This is a genomic window from Bacillus sp. AFS073361, from assembly GCF_002567005.1.
GTDB lineage: Bacteria > Bacillota > Bacilli > Bacillales > Cytobacillaceae > Neobacillus.
On sequence record NZ_NUZU01000039.1, the window covers coordinates 207,892 to 223,127 of the forward strand.

Consider the following 15,236-nt stretch of genomic DNA (forward strand, 5'->3'; position numbering starts at 1 on the left):
TTTGGTGTATTTGCCCTTATAGAGCAACAGAATCCTGATTTTTAATTTTTCTATTATAATACCTATTGAGAAAATGACCATTTAAGGAAGCAAGGACCTGCTGAAATAGCATGCCGACAACCACTGGCACCGCTACTGCGGCTGGGAAATAGGCAACAGCGATCACTGCACCTGCACTAATATTTCTCATTCCGCCAGTGAAAGTTAGCGAAATAATGTTGGCGCGTCCACCTTTAAAAAATTTCCCTATTAAAAACGAAAACAAGTATCCAGTCAATGCAATCAAAAAGACGGTCAACGTAATGCTAACTAATTTAAGATTAATATTTTTTAAGTATGGTGCTACAACTGCTCCATTAAGCATGACCACAAAACCCAGGCATATTTTTGAAAAGGGAGCAAGGCGTGTTCCCAATTGGTCTTTAATTTTCCCCTTGGTCACTTGGTTTAAATACATACCTATCAGCGAGGGGATAACGACCATTCCCAATAGTCCCTTCATAATACTGATATAGTCCATCTCAATGGTTTCACCCATAAATAACGATAGCGAATAAGGAACAATAATGGGTGAAAGCAAGGTATCGATTAAAATAATCGATAAGACCAGCGGAATATTCCCTTTGTAAATGGCCACCCAAATGAAGCTTGTGACCCCTGTCGGGATGACCATTCCTAGAATTAGTCCTGTAATCGTATATATATCACCAGAAAAAACGACATGACCTACACTCCAAGCCCATATCGGCATAAGAATATGGAGGATTAACATCGCAATAAAAATGGGGAATGGATGAATAATTACCTCTTTTAACGAATGGAAATTGGAACTTAAACTTCCTGCGAAGGTCATAAATGCAAAAATCCATGGAATTAAGTAAGAAAAGTCCTTTAGATAGATACTGAATATTACTCCAGTCAATACACTAACCGGAGTGATTAATGGCATAATTCTTTCTAGTTGTTTATTTATCTTTTGCAACATGTTGAGAGTCTCCCTATTTATTTGTGAAGCAACTTACATTTGCCTTCCAAGCAGTAAGTCCCTCTAGAACAGTTACTATATAATTATAAAGAATACCACAATTTCTCTTCATCCTAAATCAAGTAATCTTAAATTCTTTCGAAATACGAAAAAATATACATGTCAAACATCTACTAAAGATGTATAATAATTGCAATCTATTTACATTGTAATTGAAATGAGAAAGAAGTGAAACAGTTGGCAAAAGCGCAAAAATATCAGATATACATGCTATTAGTATTTGTAATGGCCACATGGGGGCTGAATGTCATTGCGACGAAAATCATTGTTACGGCCTTTATGCCAGAGACCATTACTGCACTAAGGGTATTCACAGCGGGCATCTGTGTATTTATCATCCTTGGTTTTTTTAAGAAAGTCAGGCTGCCCTCAAGAAAAGAGTTTCGGTATATTTTTTTCGCATGTCTTTTTAACGTGGTATGCCACCATTTCTTTTTGTCACTTGGGTTATTAAAGACTTCTGCAACAAACGGGGGTCTTATTTTAGGACTTGGTCCCTTGCTCACGACAATTGTTGCCTTTTTCTTATTAGGAACTAGGATCACGTTGATTCGATTGTTGGGAATCATAATGGGTTTTATGGGTGTTACGTTTATTGTGTTATTTGGAAATGCTGGAGTAAGTACAGTTTCCAGTGGAGATATTTATGTGTTCCTGGCAATATTCGCTCAAGCATTTAGTTTTAGTTTAATTAAAAAATGTTCCGAAACTCTGGATCCACGTTTGATGACAGGTTATATGCTAGTGATTGGTTCTGTCATCTTATTTATCATTAGCCGTTTTACAGAACCAAATGGGCTGAAAGAAATTTCTCATGGTTCTGTCAGCGTTTGGATGATATTTTTTGCTTCCGCTATTATTGCCACGGCTCTTGGTCATATGATTTACAATAATGCCATCGGTAAAGTGGGTGTAGCTGAATCGGCTATTTTTATCAATTTCAACCCGTTTTTCGCCTTGATTGGTGCCGTTATTTTTCTCGACGAGCAGATTACGGCATCGCAAATATTTGGTTTTATTTTCATACTTGCAGGTGTTTTATTTGGATCTGGTGCGTTTGAGGAGTTCCTATCTCAATCCAAGCACAAAAAGAATCAATTATATTTGAATAAAGTAAAGGACTTGCATTAATGTGGCTCAAGCTTGAGTCACTTTTTTTATCCACAAAAAACTCAAACCCAATACACCTCAAGTCCTAGAATAAAATAAATCTCTGGTTCATTGAGGATAGCGAGAGGATTTCTTATCCTTAACTAGAAGATGTAAGGAAAAGGGGATGGGAAAAGTGAAAAGAATTATCTTTCTGTTATTGGTGATCACCGGATTATATATTCTCTATAATCAAGTTTCTGCGTTTGATTGGTTTAGTAAAACAGATAATAAAACCACAGAGGCAGCAATGACCAAGGATATTGATGTTATTGAAGTAGATATTTCCAGTGTAAGTACAACAATTATTCCAGAGGATCGGAAAGATGTGAAAGCCATCTACAACGGCAATGATAAGCTAACCGTTAGAGAGCACGGCGACACCATCGAGGTTTCAGTCAAACATAAGGGATTTGGTTGGTTCGACTGGTCTCCTTTCTCAAAAAAGAAGAAATTAGTAATTTATATCCCAGAAGATTATCACCGTGACATGCGCATCAGTTTAGGTTCGGGTAATGTAAGTTTTTCAGGAAAATCCAAAAATAACCCGATAAATCTTGATGAATTAACGGTTGATATTGGTTCAGGCAATATGGATCTAAAGAACATGAACATCAACCATTTTGAACAAAATGTAGCGTCAGGAGATGTAGATATTAAATCACTACAAACAGAAACTGGATCGTTTGATGTAAGTTCTGGCAGCCTGGATGTGAAGGAATATACCGGTGCCATTCAAGCGAATGTTTCCTCTGGGGAACTTGATTTTCAAGTAGATCAACTGACAGATTCAATTGATATTGAAGTCAGTTCCGGAGATGTAAAGTTAGACCTTCCTAACAATGCGGATTTCACCTTAGACGGAGACGTTGCCAGTGGGGATATCATTTGTGAACTGCCATTGACATCAAAAAACATTAAGAAAAGAAGCATCGAAGGAATTCATGGCTCTGGTAAATACAAAATAGACCTGGATGTGTCAAGCGGCGATATTACAATCCGTTAAGTTTCAAAAGCGCGTGGATGTGTGAATTCATGCGTTTTTTTATTTTATTGCTTAAAGGAACCATAATCCGAAAAATATCATATCTTATTCTGGCTTGCGTTTTAAATATGGAAGGAGAGTTACCATGTATTACTATCCCTGCCAATATCCAATCTACCCTCCATTGTCTGCATACCCGCCTCACATCGTATTTCACCCGTATCCAAGGAGTTATCCGCCAGTAGATGTAAAAATATTTGAGGGCTCCGTCAAGTCATTTCGACTATTAATGGACCAAGGGAGTATTTTGTTAGATCGCTTAGGGGACGTTGGCTTCGCTCGGAAAATGATGAGTGCAGCCCAGCAAGGGAAAAAAGCGGAAGTTGATCATTTAATTAGTTCCGTTGGATTAAAAGTACCTGTTGAAACTAGCTTTACACCATCTGGCGTCCAATTCGAACTCTACGCTTCACCGCATCCAAACAATCCTGAAAGTTGCTGCACGTTAAAAGTGTCGATGAAATGGGGGAAGTAAATAAATATTTATCAAAAAAAGTGGTATCCCCATCACAAGCGGATACCACAACTTTTTTTACTTTGCAATTGCACTATATTTAATTTTTAACACTAATATCGTTACAGCTAAAATTAACGTAATAGAGTTAGCAACAATGATTGGAATATCTTTCACAAATAGCCCATACACCAGCCACAGAAAAACTCCACTTGTGAACAAACTGTACATGACTAAGGATATTCCTTCGGTATTTTTCTCTTTAATAGTTTTAATTGCCTGTGGCAGGAATGAAAGGGTGGTTAAAATAGCTGCAGCATAGCCGAAAATTGGTATGAGTTGTTGCATTCTTTTGTCTCCTTAAAGCCATATATCCTTTAATGTCCATGATTCTAATTTAATTAATTTGGCTGCTCCTCCCTCACTAAATAATTCTACAGAAGTACTTAACGGGTCAGGATAAATGCGTGATGTCATTACTGTTTCTCCATTATTTACAAACAACTCCAATGATGACCTGTCAATAAATAGGTGGAGTTTAATAGATTCATGGTTTCCAGGTACAACGCTTGTTCTTATTCCGCCTTCTCCTTTACCCGAGTAATTGCGGTCAACACAAATTTTATCTTCTTTTACATCATATATTACAGAAGTTTTTTCTCGCCCATCCTGGGAACATCGAACACGGATACCAAACTTTTCAGCAGAACATTCCTTCAGAGAAAACTCAGCAATAATTTCTAGGCATTCACCCTGAATTTGTTTCAAAATTATTTTCTCTGAAATGGTGGTTTCTGGTACATAAATGTATTCATTCCGTATCTTCAGCAACTCTTCAATAGGGACCATAGATAAGTTGCCATTTTCATTGAATTTCAATTCACGAGGGATGGTCAATGCTCCTGCCCAACCGTGCTCTTGCTCGGGCATATGTGATTCCCACATATCCATCCAACCAATCACAATTCTTCTTCCTTTGTCATCTAGAAAAGATTGACCTGCATAAAAATCGAACCCTTTATCCAATTCCAAAAATTCACCGTGAGAGAATTTCTTAGAATTATAATCAAACTCCCCAATTAAACAACCATTTTGGTATAAGTTCTGGTATTGATCTCCCTCAGGTTCAACTCCCTGTGGTGAAAAGAGAAGAATATGTTTTCCGTCCAATTCAATGAAATCAGGACATTCAAACATATAACCAAGTTTGCCTGTACTCTCTGCTAAGACACCTTGATATTCCCAAGAAATTAAATCGTTAGATTCATATAAAACGACTCTTCCGAGGTTATCCTTTTGACTTCCGATTACCATATACCATTTATCCTCTTGCTTCCAGACCTTTGGATCACGAAAATGGGGCGAGCCTTCGCTAGGAGGTTCCGCAATCACAGGATTGCTTGAATGTTTTTCAAAATGGACACCATCGATACTTTCCGCAATGCACTGATATTCGATAAATTCATCTGTTTCCTCGTTCAAGGTAACGTGGCCAGTGTAAATCAATGTTAATTTTCCATTATTGTCAACTGCACTGCCGGAAAAACATCCACTTTTGTCATACTCTTCACCTGGGGCCAATGCTATCGGGAGATGCTCCCAATACACCAAGTCCTTACTTTTCACATGTCCCCAGTGAATCGGACCGCCTTTTGCGCTGTATGGATGATGCTGGAAGAACACGTGGTACTCCCCGTTCCACTGAATTACTCCATTAGGGTCATTAATCCAGTTTGCTGGAGCCATAATATGATAGCCAAGGCGAAATGGAGTATTTTTTACGTTTTTACTTGCCTCCTGAATAGTAGCCTGTGCTTTTGCCAAACGTTGTTGATGTTCCTGTACCATGAATATCCCTCACTTTTTTATCAGCAAAAAGAAAAACGATGAAGCGATTAAATTCAATTGCTTTTCATCGTTATCTTTTACTAGTCATCTATTATTCTATAACTCCTTCAAATGCCAAACAAAGCTTTGGAAGTCTCCCTTTATTTCTACCGGTATAGAGAGTCCAACATAAGAAAGTTCATCCCCGCCAAATACCTTTTCACTACCGACAACTTGATATTGTTTCGTAATATCGATTCCCTTCAGTCTTAATACTGTTGTTGGTGCAGCTGGCTCAGCCAAAACCCGGAAATAGTATACGATTGCTTCTGTCTTGTCCTTAGTCGTGAAAAGCCATGCCGTTTCATTTCCATCAAAAGGACTTTGCAATCGATAAAAATCACCAAACTGAATTAATTGGCGAATTTCCTTATAGTGGGAAATTTGCTTTTTGACGATTTCCTTTTCATCTTCAGTTAGTTTGGTTAAATCAAGCTCATAGCCTAAATTTCCAGACATTGCAACATCTCCGCGCATTTCTAAAGAAGGACTTCGATGAACCTGATGGTTTGGTACCGCCGATACATGTGCACCTATGGTAACGATCGGGTAAACAAGACTCGTGCCGTATTGAATCTTTAGCCGTGAGACTGCATCTGTATTGTCACTTGTCCATGTTTGCGGCATGTAATAGAGCATTCCCGGATCAAATCTGCCTCCTCCACCCGAGCAGCTTTCAAATAAAACATGCGGGAAGGAAGAAGTGATAGATTCCATCACTTTATATAATCCCAGCATATAACGGTGCGCTGTCTCTCTTTGTCTTTCAGGAGGAAGAGCAGCCGAACCGATTTCGGTCATATGGCGGTTCATATCCCATTTCACATAGGAAATTGGTACACTTGCTAAAATATTACTAATTCTTTTAATCATTTCATAGCAAACATCTTCCCTTGAAAAATCCAATATTAGCTGATTACGGCTCTCCGAACGATTTCGTCCAGGTACATGCAAGCACCAATCTGGATGTTCTCGGTATAGATCGCTATCAACAGAAATCATCTCCGGTTCAAACCAAAGCCCAAAATCCATTCCCATTTCTTTGACCCGAAGAGCGAGATTATCCAAGCCTTCGGGCAGCTTTTGGCGATCCACGAACCAATCACCTAACGAAGTAGTATCATTGTTTCTCTTGCCAAACCATCCGTCATCTAAGACAAATAATTCAATCCCTAATTCACGGCCAACTTCGGCAATATCCATAATCTTTTCAGCAGTAAAATCAAAATAAGTTGCTTCCCAGTTGTTTACTAAAACAGGTCGCTCTTTATCCCGGAAAACGCCTCTTACAAGGCGGGAACCGTACAACTCATGAAAGGTTCTTGACATACTTCCGAGACCTTCTGATGAATACACCATAACAGCTTCCGGTGTTTGAAAATCTTCACCTGGTGCAAGCTTCCAGCTAAAATCAAAAGGATTTATTCCCATTGTGACTCTTGTATTATTAAATTGGTCCACTTCCACCTGTGCAAGGAAATTACCGCTGTACACAAAGTTAAAAGCATATACTTCGCCAGTATCTTCCGTTGTCCCTTTCCTTAATAGAGCTATAAACGGATTATGCTGATGGCTGCTTGCCCCTCTTGTGCTTTCAACGGACTGGATGCCATGACGCAACTGCTGCCTTTCAATATGCCTTTCCTTTACATGCGCTCCATGCAGATGTAAAAACTCAAAATCGGCATCCCTAAAATCAACGCTAAGACTTTGAGCACTTAACAGCTTTAATGACTCTGCTCCATCATTAATAAATCGTACCGAACGCGTAATGGCATTAAGTTGCTCGAAAACGGTATAGCTTAAGATCACTTTTAAGCCGATGAAGCTATCCTCCATAGTAATTTCAAGCGTTTCTGCCTCATCCTCGTCTTCAACATATGTCGCAGGAAGCCCATCTAACGGAGCCTTTCCTTTAAAAATCGTATGGGACGCATACCTTAAATCCGATACAGTTGAACCATTGTCTAACTGCACTTGATATGCTGGTTTCCGATAATCGGTATTCCCATACTGCGGATATTCCTGAGGAAGAGTATCTAATGAAAAGGTTCTGTCTTCTTTATACGGATTTCCAGAGAAACCACGGTCTAAAAGCTGTAATGGATTTGAATGACGATATTTGTTTATTTTTTTACCCCAGTATAGATGAAGCAAGTATCCGTCACGAACAATTTCCATTACATAACTAGTATCTTTTGCCTGCAAATGAAAGGTTTTATTTTTAGAATCAAATTGAATTCCCATAAAAAAATACAACTCCTAAGGTGTTCTATTTAATAGCACCCTTTACAACCCCGCCAATTATCCATTTTTGTGCAAAGATATACACAATCACCATTGGTGAAAGGGCTAATAAGTAAGATGCGAACGCTAAGTTAAAGTCAGTGCCAAACTCAGACTGAAATATATATTGAACTAATGGAAGTGTTGCATCAGCCGGATCATTCAAGATAATCAACGGCAGCATAAAGTCGTTCCAAGCCCATAAACATGTTAAAATTCCAACCGTTGCATTAATTGGAGTTAATAGCGGGAAAATCACTTTCCAAAATACTCCCCATGTACCGCAACCGTCTACGATAGCTGCTTCCTCTAGTTCCTTGGGAATCGAGCGGATGTAACCTGCGTAAATAAAGATATTTAATGCAGCTCCATAGACTATATATAAAAAGATTAGTCCACCTTGGTTATCCATGCCAAAAGCTGCGGTCTGTTTTACTAGCGGAAGCATAATAATCGGAAATGGGATAAACATAGCACTGACAAAATAGTAGTACAGTCCTTTAAAAAATTTCTTATCCATATTTCTCGCAATCGCATAAGCGACCATTGAATTTGTTAAGATTGTAAAAACCACCGTAACAACCGTAATCAAGGCACTATTTTTGAAGGCGGCAAAAAAGTTGGTCGCTTCGATAGCCTTGCTAAAATTCTCAAAATGAAGGCCTGTTGGAAGAGAAAGTACCGATTGCGCCATCTCGTCCGGTGTTTTTAATGCAATGGAAACGGCAATATACAACGGGAAAAGTATGAATAACGACCCTAAAGCGATTAAAATGGTAACGGGCCAGTTCGTTTTTTGTCTCAACATTACATATCCATCTCCCTTTTTTGAAGTACCTTAATTTGAATTACAGAGATGACAACAATCACAATAAAGTAGATAACGGAGTTGGCTGATTGGTAGGCGAACTCTCCCCCCTGAAATCCACCTTTATAAATTAATAGCGAAATCGATTCCGTCGCACGGCCTGGTCCGCCACCTGTTAAAGCAACAATCTGGTCAAAGACCATAAGGAAGTTTTTCATCGACAGTACCATATTGATAGTAAAGAATGGCGCAATCATCGGGAAAGTAATTTTCCAGAATTCCTGCCATTTATTGGCTCCATCAAGGCTCGATGCTTCATATAGTTCAGATGGAACGGTTTGCAAACCTGATAAATATAAAATCACATTGAATGCACATGCCTGCCATACCGCTACAATGACGATTCCTAACCAGGCAAACTTCTCACTGCCTAAAATATTGATAGAAAGGAACCCAATATCTAACTTATCTCCTAAATTTGGGATGACATTTGAAAAAATAAAATTGAAAATAAACCCTACAATTAATACTCCGAGCACATTAGGTAAGAAGTATGTTGCTCGAAAAAAGTTCTTTCCTTTAATTTTTGCGTTTAATCCTATCGCGATCAAGAGACTTAAAACATTTACGAGAATGGTCGAAATAATTGCAAATTTAAACGTAAATAAATAAGAGTTTAGAATATTTAGGTCTTTAAAAAGGTTTAAGTAATTTTTTATTCCAACAAAGTCGTAAGTGAAACTTAAGCCGTCCCAGTTTGTAAATGAATAATAAATGCCTTGAAGCGCTGGATAGGTATGAAAAATAGCGAAAAGAAGAAGCGCAGGCACGGTCATTAAATAAAAAGGTACGTTTTTGAGTTTCATAGTTTTCTTCTTTACTTTTTTACTAGTAGTAGGAATACTCCCATTTTTTAAGGTGAGTTCTTCTTTACTCACTTCTTTCACTCCTTTATTTATAAAGATGGAGAAATTAGGATTCTCCCAATTTCTCCATGATTAAATTATTATTTACGGTTGGCTACTTTTTCCCATTCAGTATCTAGGGTTTTCAAGTATTGCTTAGCATCTTTTTTCTGAGTTAATACTTGCAATTGTTTATCAAGGGCTACAGCAGTTGGTACATAGTGGTCAGGGAAGTCAACGACTGCACCTTTTTCAAAGCTTGCTTTTAATCCTTCTAACTCAGGTGCTTCCTGTACGATACCTTTTTTTGCTGAAAAGGCGTTTTGCTGTGTAAGGTATTCTTTCATATTTTCATCGCTTAAAAGAAATTCAATGAACTTTTTAGCTTCTTTCGGATGCTCTGTAGTCGAAGATTGAGCAAGTAATAAATCTACACCTGATACAACTTTTGAGTCACCAATTGGGTAAGGGAATACACCTACTTCAATGTTTGGATTTGCTTTTTTAATTTCTGGAATCGCCCAAATACCTTGGAGATACATAGCAGACTCACCTTTTGCAAAGGCTACGTTTCCATCATTATACGCTTTACCATTCTGATCTTTATGGCCATATTTGAGCAAGGTTAATAGCTTTTCAGCTGCTTCCTTGTGCCCTTCAGCAAATTTTGTATCTCCTTTATCTAACTTTTTAAAGAAGTCATCTCCCTGTGTGTTTGCTGCCAGCACATTGTAAGCAGGTAAGGCTGTCCAAGCATCTTTAAAGGTAAAATAAAATGGAATTTTCCCTGCAGCTTTTACTTTTTCTGCGGCCGCGATAAACTCTTCCCATGTTGTTGGTACTTCAATGCCTAATTCTTTGAAAATAGTTTTATTATAAATTACTGCATTTGCATTTGCCGCATAGGGAATTCCATATACTTTGTCCTGTTTTGAAATATCCTTTAACATGTCAATATACGCTGGCTGAATGTCATTTAGTGCACTGTCTTTCGAAACATCTTTCAAAGCCCCTGCCTTTGAAATCTCTGCATAGGATACATCCCCGCCCATTCCAATAACATCAGGAAGATCACGTTTGGCTACCCGCGTTTTTAATACTGTTACAGAATCTGGTGGATTAGTAACAACAATATCAATATTGGGGTTTTCTTTTTCAAATTTTTTGGCTAATTCACTAAATGTACCTTTTGCTTCAGATTTGTACTCTAAAAACTCAATCTTCACCTTTCCATTTGAACCACCTGAAGCTTCTTCCTTATTGCCACATCCCGCAAGAACAGAAAGCGCTATCATACCAGTTGCAACTAACGAGATTGATTTTTTCATAGAAAACCCCTCCAAATTTTAAAAATTTTTTATTTATAAATGAACTCGGGTGTGAATACAAATAGCTATTTATAACCTCACCAAATCCATTTGTATAACACTTTTATCGTTTGTTTGCACTGACACTATCTCGAAAAATAAGCTCTGTTGGAAGGACCACCTTGAGAGGTACTGTTCTTCCCTGTAAGCGGTCATATAGCAATTTAACTGCTGTTCTACCCATTTCATCCCCATGCATTTTTACAGTAGAAAGGCGTGGATTCATATAAGCAGATGCCTCAATATCATCAAAGCTAAACACCGATACTTCATTAGGAACCTGGATATTCGCTTCATGTAAAGCACGAAGTACTCCTAAAGCCATTGGATCACTTCCTACGACAATTGCGCTTGGAAGTTGTCCACTTTCCAATAGTTCCTTTGTTAATGAATAGCCGCTTGTCGGTCCCCAATCACCCTCTAAGACATTGGCAGGATTATAAAAACCTTTTTCTTTCATTATTTTTTCAAAAGCACATTTTCGCGTATCTACTTTATCAAAGGTTTTATTACTGCTAACTCCAAATACCGTTCCTTTTCCGCCTAAATAAGCGATATCAATATGACCAAGATCTATTAAATACTCCAATACTTGGTTTGTTGCTCCTTCAAGATCAGAAATCACAACATCTACTGTATTCACTCGAGGCAGATAATCGACAGCAACAATATTATCATTTTCATAGTAAATTTCTTTTAAATCCTCAATATCTACATCACCAATGACAATGAGTCCGTCTAGACCACTCAAACTCTCTGATGTAATGGTACTTTTTCCAACCGTCATGGTAGCGACGATATTAAGCGAATATTGATTACAAATACTTTCTACTCCAAGTCGGATTGACTGAAAGTATGGATCAACAGTTTCATCGTTTAACATGATCAGTCCAATATTATTGGATTCTGTTTTTTTATCTGCTTTTCCATTCTTTCTTCTCAAAGGTTTATAGTTTAACTCATTAACTATTTCAATAACCTTTTTTCTAGTATCCTCAGATACAGAGAGCGTTGGATCATTATTTAATATCCTTGACACCGTTGCAGTTGAAACATTAGCATGTTCGGCTACATCTTTTATAGTTGCCATTTTTTCACCATCATCCTTAATTTAGTTAAATTAACTAAACTTTATATTAATAATATAACAGATAATACGCTTTCATACAATAGATTTTTAAATTATTTCAATAATACAGTAATATTTACTATATGTTTTAGTTACGTTTACTAAATAAATTACAAAAAAGAGTAAAGATAACTGTGATTTGTAGTTATCTTTACTTCCTACTGTTTACTATTAGAAAAAATATATCATTCAAAAGACTTTCTTTTATTCAGTTTAGGTCTGGTGGTTTGCATGGTGCACATAAAACAATCCTGGGCAGCTTTTTCACCTCAATCACTACAAAAACTCGGATGTAATATCCCCATTGAGGGATCTGTTGTTTTTATAAGCCCAAAAAAGAGAGTCAAAAAGTTCCCACTTTTCGACTCTCTTTTTACATTGGTTTTCTAGTTCCTAGGATCCACAAAATCAGGATAATCTGTTATAATTCCATCTACATTCATTTTTAAGAGAAATTCTGCAGCTTCATGACTGCGCACAGTCCAGGATTGTATTTTCATACCGTTTGCGTGTACTTGCTTGACTAATTCTTCCGTTACAATTCCGTAGCTTGGGTTAAAGTAATCAGCGTATGCAGCAAATTCCTTTAATGATTGTTCAGATGTGTCCGCTCTATTCGACGTAAGGACACCAATCGGTACTTTAGGCAACAGGCTATTTATTTTTTTCATGGATTCAAAATTAAAGGATTGAATAATGATTTTTTCATTTTGCGGTTTATTCAAGTTACGGTCTTTTAATTCTTGGGCTACCATTTCTTCAATTCCAGGATAGAGTTCAGGTGCCTTCAATTCTATTAAAATACCAATCTTCCCATGATAGCGGTCAAGAATTTCATCAAATGCAGGAATCTTTTCCCCTTTAAATTGTTCCCCTTTCCAGCTGCCTGCATCAAGACTTCTGATCTGGTCAAATGTTAAGTCTTTAACATACCCTGTACCATCTGTTGTTCTATCAACCTTTGTATCATGAATGATGACCAATTTCCCATCCTTGCTTCTTTGAACATCAATTTCAATATAATCTGCTTTCATGTCTACCCCTTTATCAAAAGCAGCAATGGTGTTTTCAGGCGCATAACCTGATGCTCCGCGATGGGCAACGGTATCCATTTTTCGTAACTCCCCAGTTGTTTCGGCAGCAAAAGCCTGCTGAAACGGACTAAATAATAAAGTAAAAGCAAGGCCCGTCCCCAATAACATTGTTTTTTTCATTTTTCCTCATCTCCCTTTTGTATGTTTATTACATAGAAAATTGTATGAGAAAAATGTTAAGTCACTATGGTAATCTCATATAGTCATTATTAATATTATGTAAAAAAGTATAGGTACTTGTTCATTCCTTATTTTACAAAAAAGACATTCTATTTCCTTTTGCCAAAATTAAAAAAGCAGAAACCGGATATCGGCCCTGCTCCATTCTAGTATAAATACGCTGTTCAATATACATTCAAGGGTGGCAAGCAGCCTTTTCCCCTCTAATCCATCACTTCAATAAATATATTCTTGTTTCATAGGGTTTAAGAGTGAATTTTTTCCGTAACTTCTTATCCGCACCGTCATAATTATGAAGAACAAGTTCAGAAGTAGAAAAAGATAAACTTCCCGGGATACGAAATCTGGTCGCCTTTTCACTAAAATTGTTAATTACAATCGCTTTTTGATTTCCTAATCTGCGCGTGTACACAAACAACTTCGGATGATTCGCTGCTAACAAATCGTAGGTGCCATAAACAAACACTGGATTCTCTTTTCTCAAGCGAATTAATTTTTTATAAAAAGATAGGATTGAGTCAGAATCATTTACTTGTGCCTCGACGTTAATCTCTGTGTAATTCGGATTGACCCCAAGCCATGATTGCTCCGCAGTTGTAAATCCACCTTTGTTGGTTGCATCCCATTGCATCGGTGTCCGCGCATTATCCCGTCCCTTTTCCCAAATAACTTTCATAATTTCGTCATGGGAACGTCCTTTTGCCGTTTCAACATGATAGTAATTAATCATACCAACATCATTGTATTCTTCAATGGAAGGGAACTGGACATTCGTCATCCCAATTTCCTGGCCTTGGTAAATAAACGGGGTACCCTTCATTAGAAAATAAAGGGCTCCAAGCATTTTGGCACTCTCTTTCCAATACTCCTTGTCATTTCCCCAGCTAGAAACCCGGCGCGGCTGATCATGGTTTTCAATAAATAGGGCATTCCAGCCTCTGCCTTCCAAACCTGTCTGCCATTTGGTTAAAACCTTTTTCAACTTACGAACGTCAATAGACCCTTCTGCATCCTTATCCCACAGATCTAAAAATTCGAATTGAAATATCATATTAAAATAGCCTTTTTCTTCGCCTACCCATTGATCTGCCTCATTTAATCCCACACCGTTTGCTTCCCCAACGGTCATGATGTCATAGTTTTTTATGGTTTTTTGCGAAAACTCTGTGAGGAACTCATCAATTCCATCCACATTCATCATTTTAGGAAAACAAGGTACGTAATCTAAGTGATCAGGGTTTGGCATATCAGGGAATCCTGGTTCTTTTTTTATATGTGAGATGGCATCGACACGGAAGCCGTCAATCCCTTTTTCCAGCCACCAGTTTACCATTTCGTATAAAGCATCCCTTACCTCAGGGTTTTCCCAATTCAAATCAGGCTGACGTGCGGAGAAGATGTGCATGAAGTATTGTTCTGTTTCTTTATCATATCTCCAAGCGGGCCCACTGAAAATCGACTCCCAATTGTTCGGCGCCTTTCCATCTTTACCATCACTCCAAATGTACCAATCACGTTTAGGGTTGTCTTTTGAGGAGCGTGACTCGATAAACCATGGATGTTCGTCGCTCGTATGATTGATGACCAAATCTAGGATTAATTTCATCCCACGCTGATGAACGCCCTCCAGCAGTTCGTCAAAATCAGCCATCGTCCCGAATTCATCCATAATATCCTGGTAATCGGAAATATCATAACCATTGTCGTCATTTGGTGATTTGTACATCGGAGAGAGCCAAATGACATCAACGCCCAACTCTTGTAGGTAATCTAGTTTGGTAGTCACCCCTTTTAGATCACCAATCCCATCGCCATTGCTATCCATAAAACTACGGGGATACACTTGATAAGCAACACTTTCTTTCCACCATTTTTTGTTCACTTGGG

The 15,236-nt window shown here is 37.9% G+C and carries 13 protein-coding genes; 3 read left to right on the forward strand and 10 right to left on the reverse strand.

Translation table 11 applies throughout. The annotated features are described in order from the left end of the window. Nucleotides 1–16: 16 nt before the first annotated feature. A complete protein-coding gene (locus tag COJ96_RS21395; RefSeq protein WP_098575815.1) occupies nucleotides 17–985 on the reverse strand; it encodes a bile acid:sodium symporter family protein in 969 nt (322 codons plus the stop codon). Between the two features lie 228 nt (nucleotides 986–1,213). Between COJ96_RS21395 and COJ96_RS21400 the strand changes: the two genes are divergently transcribed. The 3 genes from COJ96_RS21400 to COJ96_RS21410 all read left to right on the forward strand — a co-directional run bounded on the left by COJ96_RS21400 (nucleotide 1,214) and on the right by COJ96_RS21410 (nucleotide 3,714). Then, on the forward strand, nucleotides 1,214–2,176 hold the full coding sequence (locus COJ96_RS21400; protein ID WP_251459389.1) for a DMT family transporter: 963 nt from the start codon (nucleotides 1,214–1,216) through the stop codon (nucleotides 2,174–2,176). Nucleotides 2,177–2,321: 145 nt separating this feature from the next. Beyond that, the gene (gene liaG / locus COJ96_RS21405) at nucleotides 2,322–3,200 is read left to right on the forward strand and encodes a LiaG family protein (protein WP_373561735.1); all 879 of its coding nucleotides are present in this window, start codon (nucleotides 2,322–2,324) and stop codon (nucleotides 3,198–3,200) included. Nucleotides 3,201–3,324: 124 nt separating this feature from the next. Beyond that, complete coding sequence (locus COJ96_RS21410) at nucleotides 3,325–3,714, forward strand: YuzC family spore coat inner layer protein (protein ID WP_098575816.1); 390 nt, start codon at nucleotides 3,325–3,327, stop codon at nucleotides 3,712–3,714. Between the two features lie 57 nt (nucleotides 3,715–3,771). Here COJ96_RS21410 and COJ96_RS21415 read toward each other — a convergent pair whose 3' ends face one another. The 9 genes from COJ96_RS21415 to COJ96_RS21455 form a co-directional block, all read right to left on the reverse strand. Further along, nucleotides 3,772–4,041, reverse strand: a complete 270-nt coding sequence (locus COJ96_RS21415; RefSeq protein ID WP_098575817.1) for a SemiSWEET transporter — start codon at nucleotides 4,039–4,041, stop codon at nucleotides 3,772–3,774. 12 nt (nucleotides 4,042–4,053) lie between these two features. Further along, a complete protein-coding gene (locus COJ96_RS21420) occupies nucleotides 4,054–5,541 on the reverse strand; it encodes a glycoside hydrolase family 32 protein (RefSeq protein ID WP_098575818.1) in 1,488 nt (495 codons plus the stop codon). Between the two features lie 96 nt (nucleotides 5,542–5,637). After that, nucleotides 5,638–7,827 carry an alpha-galactosidase gene (locus COJ96_RS21425; RefSeq protein ID WP_098575819.1) on the reverse strand — a complete coding sequence of 730 codons (2,190 nt, stop codon included), beginning with the start codon at nucleotides 7,825–7,827 and terminating at the stop codon, nucleotides 5,638–5,640. 25 nt (nucleotides 7,828–7,852) lie between these two features. Continuing rightward, nucleotides 7,853–8,674 carry a carbohydrate ABC transporter permease gene (locus COJ96_RS21430; protein ID WP_180230209.1) on the reverse strand — a complete coding sequence of 274 codons (822 nt, stop codon included), beginning with the start codon at nucleotides 8,672–8,674 and terminating at the stop codon, nucleotides 7,853–7,855. Further along, nucleotides 8,674–9,540, reverse strand: a complete 867-nt coding sequence (locus tag COJ96_RS21435; protein WP_098576149.1) for a carbohydrate ABC transporter permease — start codon at nucleotides 9,538–9,540, stop codon at nucleotides 8,674–8,676. The genes COJ96_RS21430 and COJ96_RS21435 overlap by 1 nt, the downstream gene beginning before the upstream one ends. A gap of 140 nt (nucleotides 9,541–9,680) precedes the next feature. Further along, on the reverse strand, nucleotides 9,681–10,907 hold the full coding sequence (locus COJ96_RS21440; RefSeq protein WP_098575820.1) for an ABC transporter substrate-binding protein: 1,227 nt from the start codon (nucleotides 10,905–10,907) through the stop codon (nucleotides 9,681–9,683). A gap of 103 nt (nucleotides 10,908–11,010) precedes the next feature. Beyond that, nucleotides 11,011–12,036, reverse strand: a complete 1,026-nt coding sequence (locus COJ96_RS21445) for a LacI family DNA-binding transcriptional regulator (RefSeq protein ID WP_098575821.1) — start codon at nucleotides 12,034–12,036, stop codon at nucleotides 11,011–11,013. Nucleotides 12,037–12,461: 425 nt separating this feature from the next. Beyond that, entirely contained in the window at nucleotides 12,462–13,289 is an 828-nt protein-coding gene (locus tag COJ96_RS21450; protein WP_098575822.1) for a glycerophosphodiester phosphodiesterase, read from the reverse strand. Between the two features lie 271 nt (nucleotides 13,290–13,560). Further along, nucleotides 13,561–15,231 (reverse strand): glycoside hydrolase family 13 protein, encoded by a 1,671-nt coding sequence (locus COJ96_RS21455; RefSeq protein ID WP_098575823.1) that lies wholly within the window; start codon nucleotides 15,229–15,231, stop codon nucleotides 13,561–13,563. Nucleotides 15,232–15,236: the final 5 nt, after the last annotated feature.

Coding starts and splice junctions, on each gene's coding strand:
- COJ96_RS21450 (WP_098575822.1), bottom strand. CDS start 13,289: ATGAAAAAAACAATGTTATTGGGGACGGGCCTTGCTTTTACTTTATTA.
- COJ96_RS21420 (WP_098575818.1), bottom strand. CDS start 5,541: ATGGTACAGGAACATCAACAACGTTTGGCAAAAGCACAGGCTACTATT.
- COJ96_RS21410 (WP_098575816.1), top strand. CDS start 3,325: ATGTATTACTATCCCTGCCAATATCCAATCTACCCTCCATTGTCTGCA.
- COJ96_RS21425 (WP_098575819.1), bottom strand. CDS start 7,827: ATGGGAATTCAATTTGATTCTAAAAATAAAACCTTTCATTTGCAGGCA.
- COJ96_RS21395 (WP_098575815.1), bottom strand. CDS start 985: ATGTTGCAAAAGATAAATAAACAACTAGAAAGAATTATGCCATTAATC.
- COJ96_RS21430 (WP_180230209.1), bottom strand. CDS start 8,674: ATGTTGAGACAAAAAACGAACTGGCCCGTTACCATTTTAATCGCTTTA.
- COJ96_RS21435 (WP_098576149.1), bottom strand. CDS start 9,540: ATGAAACTCAAAAACGTACCTTTTTATTTAATGACCGTGCCTGCGCTT.
- COJ96_RS21415 (WP_098575817.1), bottom strand. CDS start 4,041: ATGCAACAACTCATACCAATTTTCGGCTATGCTGCAGCTATTTTAACC.
- COJ96_RS21445 (WP_098575821.1), bottom strand. CDS start 12,036: ATGGCAACTATAAAAGATGTAGCCGAACATGCTAATGTTTCAACTGCA.
- COJ96_RS21440 (WP_098575820.1), bottom strand. CDS start 10,907: ATGAAAAAATCAATCTCGTTAGTTGCAACTGGTATGATAGCGCTTTCT.
- liaG (WP_373561735.1), top strand. CDS start 2,322: ATGGGAAAAGTGAAAAGAATTATCTTTCTGTTATTGGTGATCACCGGA.